The following is a 14,957-nucleotide window of genomic DNA, read 5'->3' as shown; positions in this document are numbered from 1 at the left end:
ATCGGAAATCACACCTGTACGAATCATCTAATCAGCATCAGGCACAACACCACTCACATTAAGCAGACACGCCCTAGGCGAGCCGCTGCACCGCGGCGGCGATCCGCTCGTCGGTGGCCGTCAACGCGACGCGCACGTGCAGCCCGCCGCCCGGGCCGTAGAAGTGGCCGGGTGCCACCAGGATGCCGCGTTCGGCCAGCCACGTGACGCTGTCCCCGCACGGCTCGCCGCGGGTGGCCCACAGATAGAGGCCGGCCTCGGAATGGTCGACGGCGAATCCGGCCGAGCGCAGCGCCGGCAGCAACGCGGCACGGCGGCGTTCGTACCGCTCCCGCTGCGCCTGCTCGTGGGCGTCGTCGTCCAGTGCGGCGACCATGGCCGCCTGCACCGGCGTCGGCACCATCATCCCGGCGTGCTTGCGCACCGCCAGCAACTCGGCCACCAGTTCGGGGTCTCCCGCAACGAATCCGGCCCGGTAACCGGCCAACGAGGAGCTCTTCGAGAGCGAATGGATCGCGAGCAGCGCGCTGTGGTCGCCGTCGCAGACCGACGGATGCAGGATCGACAGCGGTTGGGCCTCCCAGCCCAGGCCCAGATAGCACTCGTCGGAGGCCACCACGCTGCCCCGCTCGCGCGCCCAGCCGACCACTTTGCGCAGGTGGTCGACGCCCAGCACGCGCCCCGTGGGGTTGCTCGGGGAGTTGAGGTAGATCAGCGCCGGCGATTGCGGACCCAACTGGGTCAACGAATCCGCGCGCAGCACCGTCGCTCCGGCCAGCCGGGCCCCGACGTCATAAGTCGGATACGCCAGCTCGGGCACCACGATCACGTCCGCGGGCCCCAGCCCCAGCAGGGTCGGCAGCCAGGCGATGAGCTCCTTGCTGCCGATCACCGGCAGCACGGCGGCCTCACTCAGCCCGGCGATGCCGAAGCGGCGGGCCAGCGCGGCGACCGTGGATTCACGCAATCGCGGCGTACCGGCGGTGGCGGGATACCCGGACGCGGAGCCCGCGGCGGCCAGCGCCTCCCGGATCACCGGCGCGACCGGGTCGACCGGGGTACCGACGGACAGGTCGACGATCCCGTCGGGATGGGACACGGCCAGCGCTTTCGCGTCGACCAGGGTGTCCCAGGGGAACTCCGGCAGGGACGCCGACACCCGCCCGCGTGCGGCGCGCGGCCTCACCCCGGGCTTGCGCAGCACCGGCCCGCTCAGTCGCCCTCGCCCTGCGGAGGCAGGTCCTTGACCACTTGCGGGTCGTTCTCGGTCATGCCGACCTTGGCCGCGCCGCCCGGCGATCCCAGCTCAACGAAGAAGTCGGCGTTGATCTGCGTGTACTGGGTCCACTGCTCGGGCACATCGTCTTCGTAGTAGATCGCCTCGACGGGGCAGACGGGCTCGCACGCCCCGCAGTCGACGCACTCGTCGGGGTGGATGTACAGCATCCGTGCGCCCTCATAGATGCAGTCGACCGGGCACTCCTCGATACATGCCTTGTCTTTGATATCGACACAGGGCTCCGCGATCGTATAGGTCACAGACGTCTCCTCCATGTACTACTTCGGTGTGGGCTGCTCTTCGGCTCGCGCCCGGCGCATCCGGCCGCTCCAGACAAAGCTTTCGGTTACTGATACTAGACGTTGCACATACACGTCAACCACTCGGCACGCCCGTTAAATACACGATTTAAGACTGCCAGTCTCGGACCCCGCGACCGGGGCCCGTTTCGCCAAGGGCGAACAGGCCGCCCAGCGTACTGACCTGCGAAAAGTCGCACTTTGGCGCTACTCCGCGATATCCATTGCGATGGAAGCACACTCGCGGCGCCTGGTAACCTCGACGAGAGGCGGCAGCCGCGGGGCAAATGTCGTCGCCGTGATAGCGGTGCATTAACTGGGGAAGGGTGTCCACACATGGTGAGGCTGTCGTTGACCAAATTGACCGTTGCTGTTGGTAGCGCGGCCGTGGCGCTGACCGCCGCGGCCGGAATCGCGTCCGCGGACCCGACCGACGCGATCATCAACACCACATGCAACTACGGGCAGGTGATCGCCGCGCTCAACGCCACCGATCCCGCGGCCGCCACGCAGTTGAACAGCTCGCCGATGGCGCAGTCCTACATCCGCAGCTTCTTGGCCTCGCCGCCGCCCAAGCGCCAGCAGATGGCACAGCAGATCCAGGCCATGCCGTCGGCGATGAAGTACTACGACGACATCAACCAGGTCGCCGTCACCTGCAACAACTTCTGAGCCAAGCGGTTCAGTAGCCGCTGAGCAGGCCGCGCACGCGGCCCAGGGTTTGCGGTCCGACCCGGCTACAGATCCGCGCTGGGTCTGCGGGCCTACGCCCCCAGAGCAACAGCACGCGCGCCGCCGGATCGGTTTCCAGGGTGGCGGGGCCTTCGGGTTCGGTGAGTCCGATGGCCGTGCGGTCGGCTTCAGCGCTGATCAAGACGTCATCGGTGTCGGGGGCTCGCAGCCGCGCCTCGACGCGCTCGCCCGGCCGGAGTCGCTTGGCGCCCTTGGCCAGCAGCGGCCTCCCGACCGCGACCACGCTGTGGGTGGTCATCCAGGCCTCGGCCAGCCGCGCCTGGGCCGCCGCGTCATCCCCGGTGATGTCCCAACCGTGCAGCACGAGCTCTTCGCGCATGTGTTCGGCGAACCAGGGCACCTTCATGGTGCGGCCCGTCCAGGCGACGTCGGTGTCCTGGGGCACCTCGTCGGCCGCCGCCGCGGTTCGGCTGAGGGTGGCCATCCGGTCGAGCAGCGCGTCCCACAGGTCCGCGTCGTTCAGGGCACGCAGTGGTCCCTCGCGCTCCTCGAAGCCGCGCGTGCCGACGGCCTCGCCCGCCAAGTGCGCGGCCAGCACCCGGGCGATCTCCTCGGCGTTTCCGGCCTGATGGACGACGATGTCGCGCACCGTCCAGGCCTCGCACCAGGTTCCCGCGTCGGGTCGTCGCCGCTGCACCGCGTCCACGAACGGCCGCCACTCCGGAAACCGGTCGTCGTCGATCTGTCGATTCACGGCGGCGGTATACCCGCCTGCCGCGGCGCTAAGCGGCCCGCGTGGCGTACGTGGTGGTGCGTTGCCGCGCCGGGCGCCCGATCCCCTCGGCGATCGCGGTCAGCTCTTCGACGGTCTTGGCCGACCCATACTCCGAGCCGGCCATCCGCGAGATGGTCTCCTCCATAAGCGTGCCGCCCAGATCGTTGGCACCGCCGTTGAGCATCACCTGCGTGCGCTCGACACCCAGCTTCACCCAGCTGGTCTGAATCTGGGATATGCGCCCGTGCAACATGATTCGGGCCAACGCGTGCACGGCACGGTTGTCGCGGTGGGTGGGGCCGGGACGGGCCGCGCCGGCCAGATACAACGGCGAACTCTGGTGCACGAACGGCAACGGCACGAACTCGGTGAACCCGCCGGTGCGGTCCTGGATCCCGCGCAGCACGTTGAGGTGACCCACCCAGTGCCGCGGGCTGTCGACGTGCCCGTACATCATCGTCGACGACGACCGCAGGCCGACCTCGTGTGCGGTAGTGACGATGTCGATCCACTCCGAAGTCGGCAGCTTGCCCTTGGTCAGCACCCAGCGCACTTCGTCGTCCAGGATCTCGGCGGCCGTCCCCGGGATCGTGTCCAGCCCGGCCTCGCGCAGGCTGATCAGCCACTCGCGAACGCTCAGCCCGCTCTTGGTCACGCCGTTGGCGATTTCCATGGGCGAGAAGGCATGCACGTGCATCGACGGCACCCGCGCCTTGACGGCGCGGACCAGGTCGGCGTAGCCGGTGACCGGTAACTCCGGGTCGATCCCGCCCTGCATGCAAACCTCGGTGGCGCCTTCGACGTGCGCCTCCCACGCGCGGTCGGCCACCTCGTCGGTGGACAACGAATACGCGTCGGCGTCACCCTTGCGCTGCGCGAACGCGCAGAACCGACAACCGGTGTAGCAAATGTTGGTGAAGTTGATGTTACGATTCACGACGAACGTCACGTCGTCACCGACGGCGTCGCGGCGCAGCGAATTGGCCAGCGCGACAACGGCTTCCAGCGCAGGTCCGTCGGCGGTCGCCAGCGCCAGGTACTCGCTGTCGGTGCAGGCGGCGGGATCGCGCTCAGCGGCCCGCAGCGCGGCAAGGACATCGGTGTCGATGCGCTCGGGGGCCCGCGCGGCCAGCTCGTGCACCTGCGCGCGGATCGATTCCCAGTCGCCGAAGGCGCTGTCCAGATCGCTGCGGGCCTCGGTGGCGCGGCCCTCGGTGTCGATCGCCGCGTTGAGATCGACGCGCCCGGCGGACGCGACGTCGTCGGGCTCCTGCCAGGGCAGCCCCACCGGATCGACGTCGCGGGCCAGGCCGGTCGCCGGATCGGCCAGCGCCATCACGTGTCCGCGCACCCGCGGGTCGATCCACGCCGCCCCCGCTTGCACGTACCTGGGCTGGGCGGTCAGTCGCTGGACCAGTTCGTATCCGGCCTCGGCGGTGATGTCGGCCAGATCGTCGAGAGCGGGCCACGGCCGCTCGGGGTTGACATGGTCGGGCGTCAGCGGTGACACCCCGCCCCAGTCGTCGACCCCGGCGGCGACCAGTGCCAGGCACTCGTCGCGGGACACCAGATTGGGCGGCGCCTGGATGCGCATGCCGGGACCCAGCACCAACCGCGCAACCGCCACCGTCGCCAGGTAGTCGTCGATCCCCGCGTCGGGAACGGCGGCCATCGCGGTGTGTTCCTTGGCCCGGAAATTCTGCACGATCACTTCTTGGACATGCCCGAACTCTTTGTGCGACTTGCGAATCGCGTGCAAGGTTTCGGCACGTTCGGTCAGCGTCTCGCCGATGCCGACCAGCAGGCCGGTCGTGAACGGAATGGACAACCGGCCCGCATCGGTGAGTGTGCGCAGCCGGACCGCCGGGTCTTTGTCCGGGCTGCCGTAGTGCGCAAGCCCTTTCGTTTCGAACAGCCGTCGCGACGTCGTCTCGAGCATCATGCCCATCGACGGCGCCACCGGCTTGAGCCGGGCCATCTCCGACCAACTCATCACACCGGGGTTCAGGTGCGGCAGCAGCCCGGTCTCTTCGAGCACCCGGATGGCCATGGCCCGCACGTAGGACAGCGTGGAGTCATAGCCCCGTTCGCCAAGCCACTGGGCCGCCTCCGGCCACCGATCCTCTGGCCGGTCGCCAAGGGTGAAAAGCGCTTCCTTGCAACCGAGTTCGGCGCCGCGACGGGCGATGTCCAGGATCTCGTCGGGCTCGAGGTACATGCCGGCCCCCTGCGCGCGCAGCTTGCCCGGCACGGTGACGAAGGTGCAGTAATGACACGTGTCGCGGCACAAATGGGTGACCGGGATGAACACCTTGCGCGAATAGGTGATCGGCAATCCGCCGCCGGGGCCGCGCCGGCCGGCCGACGCCAAACCCGCGTCGCGTACCCGCGCCGCGCTGGCGCACAGATCCGCCAGGTCCTCGCCCCGCGCGGTCATCGCAACGGCCGCCTCATCGACGTTGAGCGCAACGCCGTCTCGAGCGCGGCGCAACACCCGCCGCAGCGCCGATGCGCTGGTCTTTGGGGAAACCACAGGATTAGGAAGAGCGGTAGGCTCCTCGCCCGGAGTCAGCGGCACCTTCGTGTAACTTCCCCACGATCGAATTTCATCCGCGTGTCCCAACATGTGAAATTTTCTTCCGACCCGTGCGGGCCCCGTCTGCGCAACAGTCAACAGTAGCGGCAGGGCTACGCCGGCGAGCGGGGACATCCCGGCCCGCGTGACCGCACCAACGTCAGGTCCGGTGGCCGCGCCGCCACAGCACCCAGAACGGCGGCGCGACACCCAACACGATCAACAGCAAAGCGCCGTAGGCCATCAGGCCGCGCCCCCCAAGGATCACGTCGTCGGCCGGGCCTCCCATGCTGATCACCGCCACCGTGAGCAGCCACGTCCACAACGGCAGCGCCGCCAGCCGCGTTGACGTGGTCCACCGCCCGGCCGCCCAGACCAGTGCGGCGTTGACCAATCCGGATATCAGTCCGCTGATGGGAAACGGGGTCGCCCCGATATAGGAAGGCAGCAGCAGGGCCCCGGCCAGTGCGGAGAGGACCCCATCGACGGCCAGCAGCGCCAAGACAACGAAACGTATCGCGGGGTCTGTCGCGCCGCTGTCTTCGAGGGATGTGGCGCGCGGCTTGGTTTCGGTCAGGTCGGGACGCTGTCGATGTTGGAGAGTATCGAGCCGATAACCCACTGCAGGCTGTCGAGCCGGTCCTGCCAATGCTGCTGATTAGGGTCCAGGTCGGGGTCCATGCGAAATCCTTCCGTGGCTGCCTGGTTGGCAAGCCTACCCCGTGTCGACCGCGGTGAAATCAAGCCCCGCAAGCAGATCTGTTTCCCAGCCGCGCTCGTCGCGCTCCCCCGCCACACCCTCGGCCAGCACGTAGTGTTCCTCCGCCAGGATCGGCACCGCCATGTTGTTGGACAGGGCGCAGGCCCGGCCGGTCGGTCCGACGACCACCTGTGTGGCGTGCGCGGCGAGCGCCGCCCTCTTTGCCGCCCATGCCTCCGGGGCGGGCTCGACGACGGCGTCGATGTCGGCATCCGCGTAACCGAAGCTGAACTCTTCCTCCGGGGGAATGGTCCACTCGGGCCATAAATCCTCGCCGTTCAGGGCGTCCCGGCCGGCCATGAAGGCGCGGGTGGCGAACACCGACCAGTAGAACTTCGGCACTGTCCACGGCTCGCCGGGGAAGTCACCGGAGCCGGCCGCGGTCACCGCGGCCGTTGTGACGGTGTGGGTGTGGACGTGGTCGGGGTGCCCGTAACCGCCGCCCGGATCGTAGGTCACGACGACGTGCGGGCGTTGCTCGCGAATGATCGCGACGAGCGCGCCGACGGCCTCCCGCTCGTCGGCGTCGATGAACCGCTCGCGCCGCCGCCCTGGCGTGCCCCGCATGCCCGAGTCCCGCCAGCGCCCCGCGCCGCCCAGGTAGTGGGGCGCGGCGACGCCGAGCGCACGCAAGGCCGCGGTGAGCTCGCCAATGCGGTAGCCCCCCAACTGATCCGCGCGATCGACGGCAAGCTCGGCCCACCGTTCACCGATGACCTCGCCCTCCTCGCCGAGCGTGCAGGTGACGACGCGCACGTCTGCTCCGCGGGCGGTGTAGTGGGCGATGGTGGCGCCGTTGCTGAGGCTCTCGTCGTCGGGATGCGCGTGGACGAACAGCAGCCGTGGAGTCTCAGGCATGGACGCACCCTACCCGCAGCGCCGCGGTTGGCGGTCTGGTCGCGGGCGATAGGAACGCATACGGCTACTATCGAGGAATGCCGCAGCTGACCCAGACCGCCCCGCCCGCCGGCCGGAGCCGCCGACGAGGCGAGGTCCTCGAACGGGCGCTCTACGAGGCCACCCTGGCCGAACTGGCCGAAGTCGGCTACGGCGGGCTGACGATGGAGGGGATTGCCGCGCGCGCCCACACCGGTAAGGCGGCCCTGTACCGGCGCTGGACCACCAAGTGCGAACTGGTGCACGCCGCGTTGGTCCACACCTTGCCGCCCTTGCCCGAGGCGCGCTCCGGCCGGTCGGCCCGGGAGAACCTGCTCGCGGTCTTCACCGCCCACCGCGACATCTGCGCCGGGAAGACCGCCTTCCCCGGCATGGCAACCGTTTACCAGCTCCTGCACGAACCCGAGATGCGCGCCATCTTCGCCGACGCCGTGGTGGCCCCCCGCCTGCAGATCGTCGAATCGATCCTGCAGGCCGCCGTCGCGGAGGGTGACCTCGACGCCGAGATGATCACCCCGCTGACCGCGCGCATCGGCCCGGCCTTGATCAACCAGCACTTCCTGCTGACCGGATCGCCGCCGAACCGTCGGGAGCTGGCCCTCATCGTCGACGCCGTGATCCCGCCGCGAGCGGCCCTGGACTAGACGGGACTGACGAGGCCCGTTCAGGGCCCGGTCTTGATCCATTGGCCGGCGTCGCCGACGATGCCGACCGGCACCGCACCCGACAGGCTGACGTTCTGCACGCTCGGGCCGGCGGCGACGATCGTGGTGTCCTGCAGGATCGGCAACACGGTGGACATGTTCCACAGTCGCGGCTCGACCGCGGTGATCACGTCGTTGATGCTCTTGGTGCCGTTGAGCGCGGCCTCGATGTTGGACTGAACGCTGCGATCGCAGATCCCGGTGAGGTTCGACGGCGCCTGCACCAGCGCGTTGGGGTCCGCCGGGCGGCTGGGCTGGGTCGACGTCGGCGTGGTGGCGGAGGTGCCCGGACCGGACGTAGTCGGCGCGGCCGAGGTGGTGGTGCTCGGCCCCGTCGACGTCGGGACCTGTGTCGACTCCAGCGCCGGGCAGCCGTACCGCGACGCCAGCCGCGTCGCCAGGTTGCCGCCCGCCTGGTGCCAGCCCACGATCGCGTCCACCTGGTTGTTGTTCAGCGCGTCGCGATAGAGCGTCACCGGGTCCAGCGCCAGCACGCTCGCGGCGATGCCGACGTTGCGCAACTGGTCGGCCGCGGTGTTGGCCACCGCGACGGACGTCGGGTCGTTGGCCGCCACGCCGATGACCAGCGACAGCTGCTGACCGTCCTTGCTGATCCGCCCGCGGATGACTTCGGGCGGCCCGGTGTTCGCCGGGGCCGGCGCCGGCGATCCCGACGAGTTGCCCTCGACCTTGTAACCGGATCCCTCCAGCAACGCCAGCGCCGCCGGCGTCGTCATCGCGGGCGGCGCGGTCGGCTCGTAGCCGGGGTCGCTGGGCGCGCGGATCTGGGCCTGGTCCAGCGTGACGGTGTTGTCGCTGCCCGCGCCCACCGCCGCCAGCAGGTCGACGTCCAGCAGCCCGAGGATCGCCTTGCGCACCTGCGCGTCGGACAGCTTGGGCTCGTTGGCGCGCAGCGTCAGCTGCATGACCCTGGGCGTCACGATCCGGGCGGTGCGCACATCGGGGATGGCCGACAGCTGGGCGAAGGCCGCCGATCCGCCGTGCACCTGGGCCACCTGAGTGTCACCGTTGCGCACCGAATCGGCCAGCGCGGCCGGCGCACCGGCACGCCGGAAAAGAATGAGCGCGGGCTTGGCCGGTGATCCCCAATAGCGGTCGTTGCGGGCCACCAGGATTTCGTCGCGCTGCGGATCGATGCTCTCCACCCGGAACTGGCCGCCGGTGACCGGCAGCGCCCGGGCCAGCCCTGCCGCGAAACCGCCCGGCACGTCCTTGACGATGTGCGCCGGAAGGATGTTGCTGAACAGCTCTTTCCACGAGGGATACGGCTGGGCGAAGGTGACCACCGCCTGCTTACCGCCCTCGAGCGACTGCACGCCGGTGATGAGGTCATACCCCGCCGGGTCGACGACACCGGGCTGGCTGACCATCTGATGCCACAGGTACCAGAAGTCATCGGCGGCGATGGGGGCGTTGTCGGTCCACTGCGCCTCCGGCCGGATCTTGTAGGTCACCGTGAACGGGTTCTGGCTGGTGACTTCGGCGGACTCCAGCAGCGTCGGATCCATCTCCCAGCGCGAGCCCGTCGGCGTGCCGGGGTCGGGCACCGGCCGGAAGGCGCTGGGCAGCACCAGCGCGCTGATCGCCGCGTTCACCGGGGACAGGTCGGACAGCAGGTGCGGATTGAAGCCGGCGCCGATCGAGTCGATGCCCATGATGATCTGGGTCGGCCGCGGCGGCGGCGGTGGCGAGTTGTGCGGCGTGTCGGTGCTTTGCGGCGCCGGCGGGGGGTTGACCGTGCACGCCGCCAACGCCAATCCGGCCAGCGAGACGACCACACCGACCGTGACGAAGAAACGGCGGACTCGTCTCGGCATGCCGATCAGGGTATCGAGCAGCTGCCCGGCAGCCCGCCCAAGCACGCGCGATTAACCCCGGGCCTTGGCCCGCGACCGGCTGCGGGCCCGGGTGGTGGCGTCCAGCTCGACCTTGCGCACCCGTACGATCTCCGGAGTCACCTCGACGCATTCGTCTTGCGCGCAGAACTCCATGGCCTGTTCCAGGTCGAGCTCGAGCGGCTTGGCCAGGGTTTCGATGACGTCCGCGGTCGACGACCGCATGTTGGTGAGCTTCTTCTCCCGGGTGACGTTGATGTCGAGATCCTCTGCGCGCGGGTTGATTCCGACGACCATGCCCTCGTAGGTGTCCTGGCCGGGTTCGACGAAGAACTGGCCCCGGTCGGCGAGCTGAATCAGCGCGAACGGCGTGATGGTGCCGGCACGGTCGGAGACCAGCGACCCGGTGTGGCGGGCCCGGATCTCCCCCGCCCACGGCCGGTAGCCGTCGAACACGGCGTTGGCGATCCCGGTGCCGCGCGTGATGGTGAGGAAGTCGGTGCGGAAGCCGATCAGGCCGCGGCTGGGCACGATGAAGTCCATCCGGACCCAGCCGGCCGCGTGGTTGGTCATCTCCTCCATGCGGCCCTTGCGGGCGGCCATCAGCTGGGTGATCGCGCCGACGAACTCTTCGGGGCAGTCGATCGTCATCGCCTCGAACGGCTCGTGCAGCTTGCCGTCGATCGTGCGGGTCACCACCTGCGGCTTGCCGACCGTGAGCTCGAAGCCCTCGCGGCGCATCTGTTCGACCAGCACCGCCAGCGCGAGCTCGCCGCGGCCCTGCACCTCCCAGGCGTCGGGCGCGCCGATGTCCACGACCCGGATCGACACGTTGCCCACCAGTTCCGTGTCCAGCCGGTTGCGGACCATGCGCGCGGTCAGCTTGTGGCCGGACACCTTGCCCGCCAGCGGGGAGGTGTTGGTGCCGATCGTCACCGAGATCGCCGGCTCGTCGACGGTGATGCGCGGCAACGCATGGGCGTGGTCCGGGTCGGCCAGCGTGTCCCCGATCATGATCTCGGGAAAACCGGCCACCGCCACGATGTCACCGGCGATCGCCTCGTCGGTGGCGCTGCGCTCGACGCCTTCGGTCGCGAGCAGCTCGGTGATCTTGGCGCTGGTGATGACGGGCAGGCCGTCGACCTCGCGCATCCAGGCGACCTGCTGGCCCTTGCGCAGTTTGCCGTTGTAGATGCGGATCAGGGCGAGCCGGCCGAGGAAGGCCGACGCGTCGAGGTTGGTCACCAGCGCCTGCAGCGGCGCCTCGGGGTTCCCCGACGGCGGCGGGATGTGTTCCATGAGCACGTCGAACAACGGGTCCAGGTTGTCCCCGGCGGGCACCTCGCCGTCGGCCGGCTGGGTGGTGCTGGCCACGCCCGCCCGGCCGGACGCATAGAGCGTCGGCAGGCCCAGCGCGTGCTCGGCTGCCTTGGCGGCTTCGTCGTCGAGATCCGAGGCGACGTCCAGCAGCAGGTCGTGGCTGGCCTCCACCACCTCGGCGATGCGCGCGTCGGGCCGGTCGGTCTTGTTGACGACGAGGATCACCGGCAGGTGCGCGGCCAGCGCCTTGCGCAGCACGAACCGCGTCTGCGGCAGCGGCCCCTCGGACGCGTCGACCAGCAGCAGCACCCCGTCCACCATGGACAGGCCGCGCTCCACCTCGCCGCCGAAGTCCGCGTGCCCGGGGGTGTCGATCACATTGATGACGGTGACGGTTCCGTCCGGGTTATGGCGATGCACGGCGGTGTTCTTGGCCAGGATGGTGATGCCTTTTTCTTTCTCGAGGTCACCGCTGTCCATGATGCGTTCCTGGGTGTCGTCACCGCGGTGGTGCAGCGCCCCGGACTGCCGCAGCATCGCGTCCACCAGGGTGGTCTTGCCGTGGTCTACGTGGGCGACGATGGCGACGTTACGGAATGGCACGTCGGTGATTGTGGCAGCGCGGGGCCGTCAAAGGCGAACTGGCAGGCGCCCCGCCTGCGATCTGGTGTGCGTCCAGGGCGGCTCGCCACGGCGTGTCGGCGCCCTGGCCGCACACTGAAAGCCCAGGGCGCACACTGGGCGGCGGGGCGGCTTGAGTCCGCCGGATCGCCTGGGCAGCGCCCTACCAGCCCCTGCGCCGGGGCGCCGTACCGACCAATTCGCCCGTGGTCGCCTCGTCGCGGCTGCGGTAGACGATGTAGGGCCGGAACAGGTACGCGATCGGCGCGCTGAACATGTGCACCAGACGCGTGAACGGCAACAGCGTGAACAGCACCATGCCGATCAGGGCGTGCAGCTGGTAGTCCAGCGGCGCGTTGATCATCACCTCGCCGTGCGGCTGGAAGAGCCAGATCCGGCGGAACCACATGCCGACCGTGTAGCGATAGTGGAACTCGCCGCCATGCGGCCCGGTGCCGATCAGGTCGCAGTACAGGCCCACCACGATGGCCAGCACCAGCACCACATACATCACCTTGTCGTTCCGGGTGGTGGCCAGCGACACCGCGGGGCGGGTGAACCGCCGATAGATCAGCAACGCGATCCCGGCCAGGGTCGCAAGGCCCGCGGCCGACCCGGCGATGACCGCCTGCAGATGGTAGAGGTGGTCGCTCATTTTGAGCGCCTGGGTCACCCGCGGCGGGATGAACAACCCCATCACGTGCCCGGCGAAGACCGCCAGGATGCCGAAATGAAACATCGGGCTGGCCACCCGCAGCAGCCGCGACTCGTAGATCTGCGAGGAACGGGAGGTCCAGCCGAACTTGTCGTAGCGGTAGCGCCACCAGGTGCCGACGATCAATACCGACAAGGTGACGTAGGGCGAGATGTCCCAGAACAGTACGCTGTCAAACACCGGGCGCTCCTTCGCGGCGGGGCGGTACGGTCAAGTTAAAGGGTTGCAGCCCAACGGCTTCCGCGGGTGGTCCGGCTTTCGCCAGGCGTTCCGCGCGGCGCACGTCCTGGTCGGTCGCGACGGGCAGCGTCGCGCAAACCGCCGCCACGGTGGGCTCGTAGGGCGACTTCGCGTCGGTCAGCGCGCCCCGCAACACGTCGATGGGGACGCGGTGCTCGGTCAGCAGCCGCCGCCCCACCTCGGGATCGACGGTGGCGGCGAATTCGAGCACGACGGGCAGGTGATCGGGCGCCTCGGCGCGCGGCGGCTGCACGCCCGCTTCCCGGTAGGCGGTGGCGAACTCCACCATCTCGCGGCCGCGGTTGCGGGTGTCGCCGGCGGTCCAGTACGTGAGGTACATCGTGCAGTGGCGCCGCATGTCGAAGGTCGCGACGTAGTCCATCGCGGCGGCCATCGGCTCGCCGGCGCGCAGCGCGGCCACCGTCTGTCCGAGCAGCGCCGCCGCGGGCCCGCTGATGTGGCTGAGCAGCTGGTCGACGGTGTCCAGCCGCCCCGGCAACTCATCGTCCGGGTAGGCCAACAGCAGCGATGCCGCCTGCCACACCAGTCGGTCCTGCAGGGTGTTGGCGCGTCCCCGCCGCCCGGTGAGCAGCCTCATTGTTTCTGCTCTTCGGGAAACATGCCGGCGGGCACCTGGCGCCCGTCCCAGTTCAGCAGGTTCACCCGCGCGGACCGCTGGCCGTCGGCGGCCTCCTGGCCGCCGGGCCGCTTGAGCGCGTGGAACGTCTCCACGGCGACGGGCACCGGTTCACCCGACTCGTACATGCCCGGCCCACCGTCGCCCGTCAACGAGCAACCCATCTGCTCGAGGTCGCGGGCCTGCGGGCTGAACGCGGTCGGAATGACATATCGCTCTTCGTATTTCGCGATCGCCAGTAGCCGGTACATCTCGTAGATCTGCTCTTCGGTCATCCCGACGGAATGCGGTATGTGCGGCTGAGTTTCGCGCCCGAGATTGATGTCCCGCATGTACGAGCGCATCGCCGCCAGCCGCCGCAGCACGCCCTCGACCACGGCGGTGTCACCGGCGGTGAACAGTTCGGCCAGGTACTGCATGGGAATGCGCAGCGCGTCCAGCGCGCCGAACAGGTTGCCCAGCTCTTCCCCGTCGTGACCGTCGCGGCTGACCGCGTCGACCACCGGCGACAGCGGCGGGATGTACCAGACCATCGGCATGGTGCGGTACTCCGGGTGCAGCGGAAGCGCCACCTTGTAGTCGTTGATCAGCGCGTACACCGGAGAGCGCTGCGCGGCCTCGATCCACTCGTCGGAGATGCCCTCCGCGCGCGCGGCGGTGATCACCTCGGGATCGTCAGGGTCCAACAGGATTCGGCATTGCGCCTCGTAGAGGTCGGTTTCGTTCTCCACCGACGCCGCCTGAAGCACCCGATCGACGTCGTAGAGGACCAGGCCCAGATACCGCAGCCGTCCCACGCAGGTCTCCGAGCAGATGGTCGGCAACCCGACCTCCATCCGCGGATAACACAGCGTGCACTTCTCGGCTTTTCCGGTCTTGTGGTTGAAATAGACCTTCTTGTAAGGACATCCGGAGACGCACATCCGCCAGCCGCGGCAGCGGTCCTGGTCGACCAGCACGATGCCGTCTTCGCTGCGCTTGTACATCGCGCCCGACGGGCACGACGCCACGCAGGAGGGGTTGAGGCAGTGTTCGCAGATCCGGGGCAGGTAGAACATGAAGGTCTCTTCGAGTGCGAGTTTGACCTCCTCGCCGATCTTCTGCAGGATCGGGTCCCCGGCCAGAATCTCCGGCGACCCGGCCAGGTTGTCGTCCCAGTTCGGCCCCCAGGACACCTTCATCGGTTTGCCGCTGATCAGGCTTTTCGGTGCGGCCGTGGGAAACGTGTCACCCGCGGGCGCGGTGGTCAGGTTCTCGTAGTCGTACGTCCAGGGCTCGTAGTAGTCGTCGATGATCGGCAGCCTGGGGTTGGCGAAGATGCGCAACAACTTCTGGATGCGGCCGCCGTCGCGCAACCGCAGCCGGCCCTTCTTGTCGCGTATCCAGCCGCCGCGCCACCGCTCCTGGTCCTCGTAGGTACGCGGATAGCCTTGGCCCGGGCGGGTTTCGACGTTGTTGAACCACACGTACTCGGTGCCGGGACGGTTGGTCCACGCCTGCTTGCACGTGACCGAGCACGTGTGGCAGCCGATGCACTTGTCGAGGTTCATCACCATCGCCAGCTGCGCCATGACTTTCATGAGAGC

General features: G+C 68.9%; 13 protein-coding genes. 2 read left to right on the top strand and 11 right to left on the bottom strand.

Annotated features, from left to right (window positions below; genetic code table 11):
• Window positions 1-73: 73 nt before the first annotated feature.
• Together dapC and fdxA are read right to left on the bottom strand one after the other, a co-directional pair.
• Window positions 74-1,159, bottom strand: a complete 1,086-nt coding sequence (gene dapC / locus AWC17_RS06300; RefSeq protein ID WP_046186707.1) for a succinyldiaminopimelate transaminase — start codon at window positions 1,157-1,159, stop codon at window positions 74-76.
• Between the two features lie 53 nt (window positions 1,160-1,212).
• Window positions 1,213-1,539, bottom strand: coding sequence for a ferredoxin (fdxA, locus tag AWC17_RS06295; protein ID WP_046186706.1), 327 nt, complete (start codon window positions 1,537-1,539; stop codon window positions 1,213-1,215).
• A 378-nt stretch (window positions 1,540-1,917) separates the two neighbouring features.
• Between fdxA and AWC17_RS06290 the strand changes: the two genes are divergently transcribed.
• A complete protein-coding gene (locus AWC17_RS06290) occupies window positions 1,918-2,250 on the top strand; it encodes a hemophore-related protein (RefSeq protein ID WP_046186705.1) in 333 nt (110 codons plus the stop codon).
• A 10-nt stretch (window positions 2,251-2,260) separates the two neighbouring features.
• On the opposite strand, the gene AWC17_RS06285 is transcribed toward AWC17_RS06290, so the two are convergent.
• The 4 genes from AWC17_RS06285 to mshB all read right to left on the bottom strand — a co-directional run bounded on the left by AWC17_RS06285 (window position 2,261) and on the right by mshB (window position 7,239).
• A complete protein-coding gene (locus AWC17_RS06285) occupies window positions 2,261-3,025 on the bottom strand; it encodes a maleylpyruvate isomerase N-terminal domain-containing protein (RefSeq protein WP_046186704.1) in 765 nt (254 codons plus the stop codon).
• A 28-nt stretch (window positions 3,026-3,053) separates the two neighbouring features.
• Window positions 3,054-5,672 carry a bifunctional FO biosynthesis protein CofGH gene (locus AWC17_RS06280; protein WP_085164422.1) on the bottom strand — a complete coding sequence of 873 codons (2,619 nt, stop codon included), beginning with the start codon at window positions 5,670-5,672 and terminating at the stop codon, window positions 3,054-3,056.
• 109 nt (window positions 5,673-5,781) lie between these two features.
• On the bottom strand, window positions 5,782-6,243 hold the full coding sequence (locus AWC17_RS06275; RefSeq protein ID WP_046184144.1) for a hypothetical protein: 462 nt from the start codon (window positions 6,241-6,243) through the stop codon (window positions 5,782-5,784).
• A gap of 93 nt (window positions 6,244-6,336) precedes the next feature.
• Window positions 6,337-7,239 carry an N-acetyl-1-D-myo-inositol-2-amino-2-deoxy-alpha-D-glucopyranoside deacetylase gene (mshB, locus tag AWC17_RS06270; RefSeq protein ID WP_046184143.1) on the bottom strand — a complete coding sequence of 301 codons (903 nt, stop codon included), beginning with the start codon at window positions 7,237-7,239 and terminating at the stop codon, window positions 6,337-6,339.
• A 77-nt stretch (window positions 7,240-7,316) separates the two neighbouring features.
• Here mshB and AWC17_RS06265 point away from each other — a divergent pair, with 77 nt between their 5' ends.
• On the top strand, window positions 7,317-7,922 hold the full coding sequence (locus AWC17_RS06265) for a TetR/AcrR family transcriptional regulator (protein ID WP_046184142.1): 606 nt from the start codon (window positions 7,317-7,319) through the stop codon (window positions 7,920-7,922).
• 20 nt (window positions 7,923-7,942) lie between these two features.
• On the opposite strand, the gene AWC17_RS06260 is transcribed toward AWC17_RS06265, so the two are convergent.
• The 5 genes from AWC17_RS06260 to narH form a co-directional block, all read right to left on the bottom strand.
• A complete protein-coding gene (locus AWC17_RS06260; protein ID WP_167385551.1) occupies window positions 7,943-9,826 on the bottom strand; it encodes an ABC transporter family substrate-binding protein in 1,884 nt (627 codons plus the stop codon).
• A 45-nt stretch (window positions 9,827-9,871) separates the two neighbouring features.
• Window positions 9,872-11,761, bottom strand: a complete 1,890-nt coding sequence (typA, locus tag AWC17_RS06255) for a translational GTPase TypA (RefSeq protein ID WP_046184140.1) — start codon at window positions 11,759-11,761, stop codon at window positions 9,872-9,874.
• Between the two features lie 181 nt (window positions 11,762-11,942).
• Entirely contained in the window at window positions 11,943-12,674 is a 732-nt protein-coding gene (narI, locus tag AWC17_RS06250; RefSeq protein WP_046184139.1) for a respiratory nitrate reductase subunit gamma, read from the bottom strand.
• The gene (narJ, locus tag AWC17_RS06245) at window positions 12,667-13,332 is read right to left on the bottom strand and encodes a nitrate reductase molybdenum cofactor assembly chaperone (RefSeq protein ID WP_046184138.1); all 666 of its coding nucleotides are present in this window, start codon (window positions 13,330-13,332) and stop codon (window positions 12,667-12,669) included. The genes narI and narJ overlap by 8 nt, the downstream gene beginning before the upstream one ends.
• Window positions 13,329-14,951 (bottom strand): nitrate reductase subunit beta, encoded by a 1,623-nt coding sequence (gene narH, locus AWC17_RS06240; RefSeq protein WP_085164420.1) that lies wholly within the window; start codon window positions 14,949-14,951, stop codon window positions 13,329-13,331. The genes narJ and narH overlap by 4 nt, the downstream gene beginning before the upstream one ends.
• Window positions 14,952-14,957: the final 6 nt, after the last annotated feature.

Origin of the sequence: Mycobacterium nebraskense, from assembly GCF_002102255.1 — a bacterium.
GTDB classification, from domain to species: Bacteria; Actinomycetota; Actinomycetes; order Mycobacteriales; family Mycobacteriaceae; genus Mycobacterium; species Mycobacterium nebraskense.
This window is presented reverse-complemented; position numbering and strand designations above follow the sequence as displayed.

Bases quoted from the DNA above. Each gene is read 5' to 3' on its own strand.
- narJ (WP_046184138.1), bottom strand. From the start codon at position 13,332: ATGAGGCTGCTCACCGGGCGGCGGGGACGCGCCAACACCCTGCAGGAC.
- AWC17_RS06280 (WP_085164422.1), bottom strand. From the start codon at position 5,672: ATGTTGGGACACGCGGATGAAATTCGATCGTGGGGAAGTTACACGAAG.
- mshB (WP_046184143.1), bottom strand. From the start codon at position 7,239: ATGCCTGAGACTCCACGGCTGCTGTTCGTCCACGCGCATCCCGACGAC.
- AWC17_RS06265 (WP_046184142.1), top strand. From the start codon at position 7,317: ATGCCGCAGCTGACCCAGACCGCCCCGCCCGCCGGCCGGAGCCGCCGA.
- narH (WP_085164420.1), bottom strand. From the start codon at position 14,951: ATGAAAGTCATGGCGCAGCTGGCGATGGTGATGAACCTCGACAAGTGC.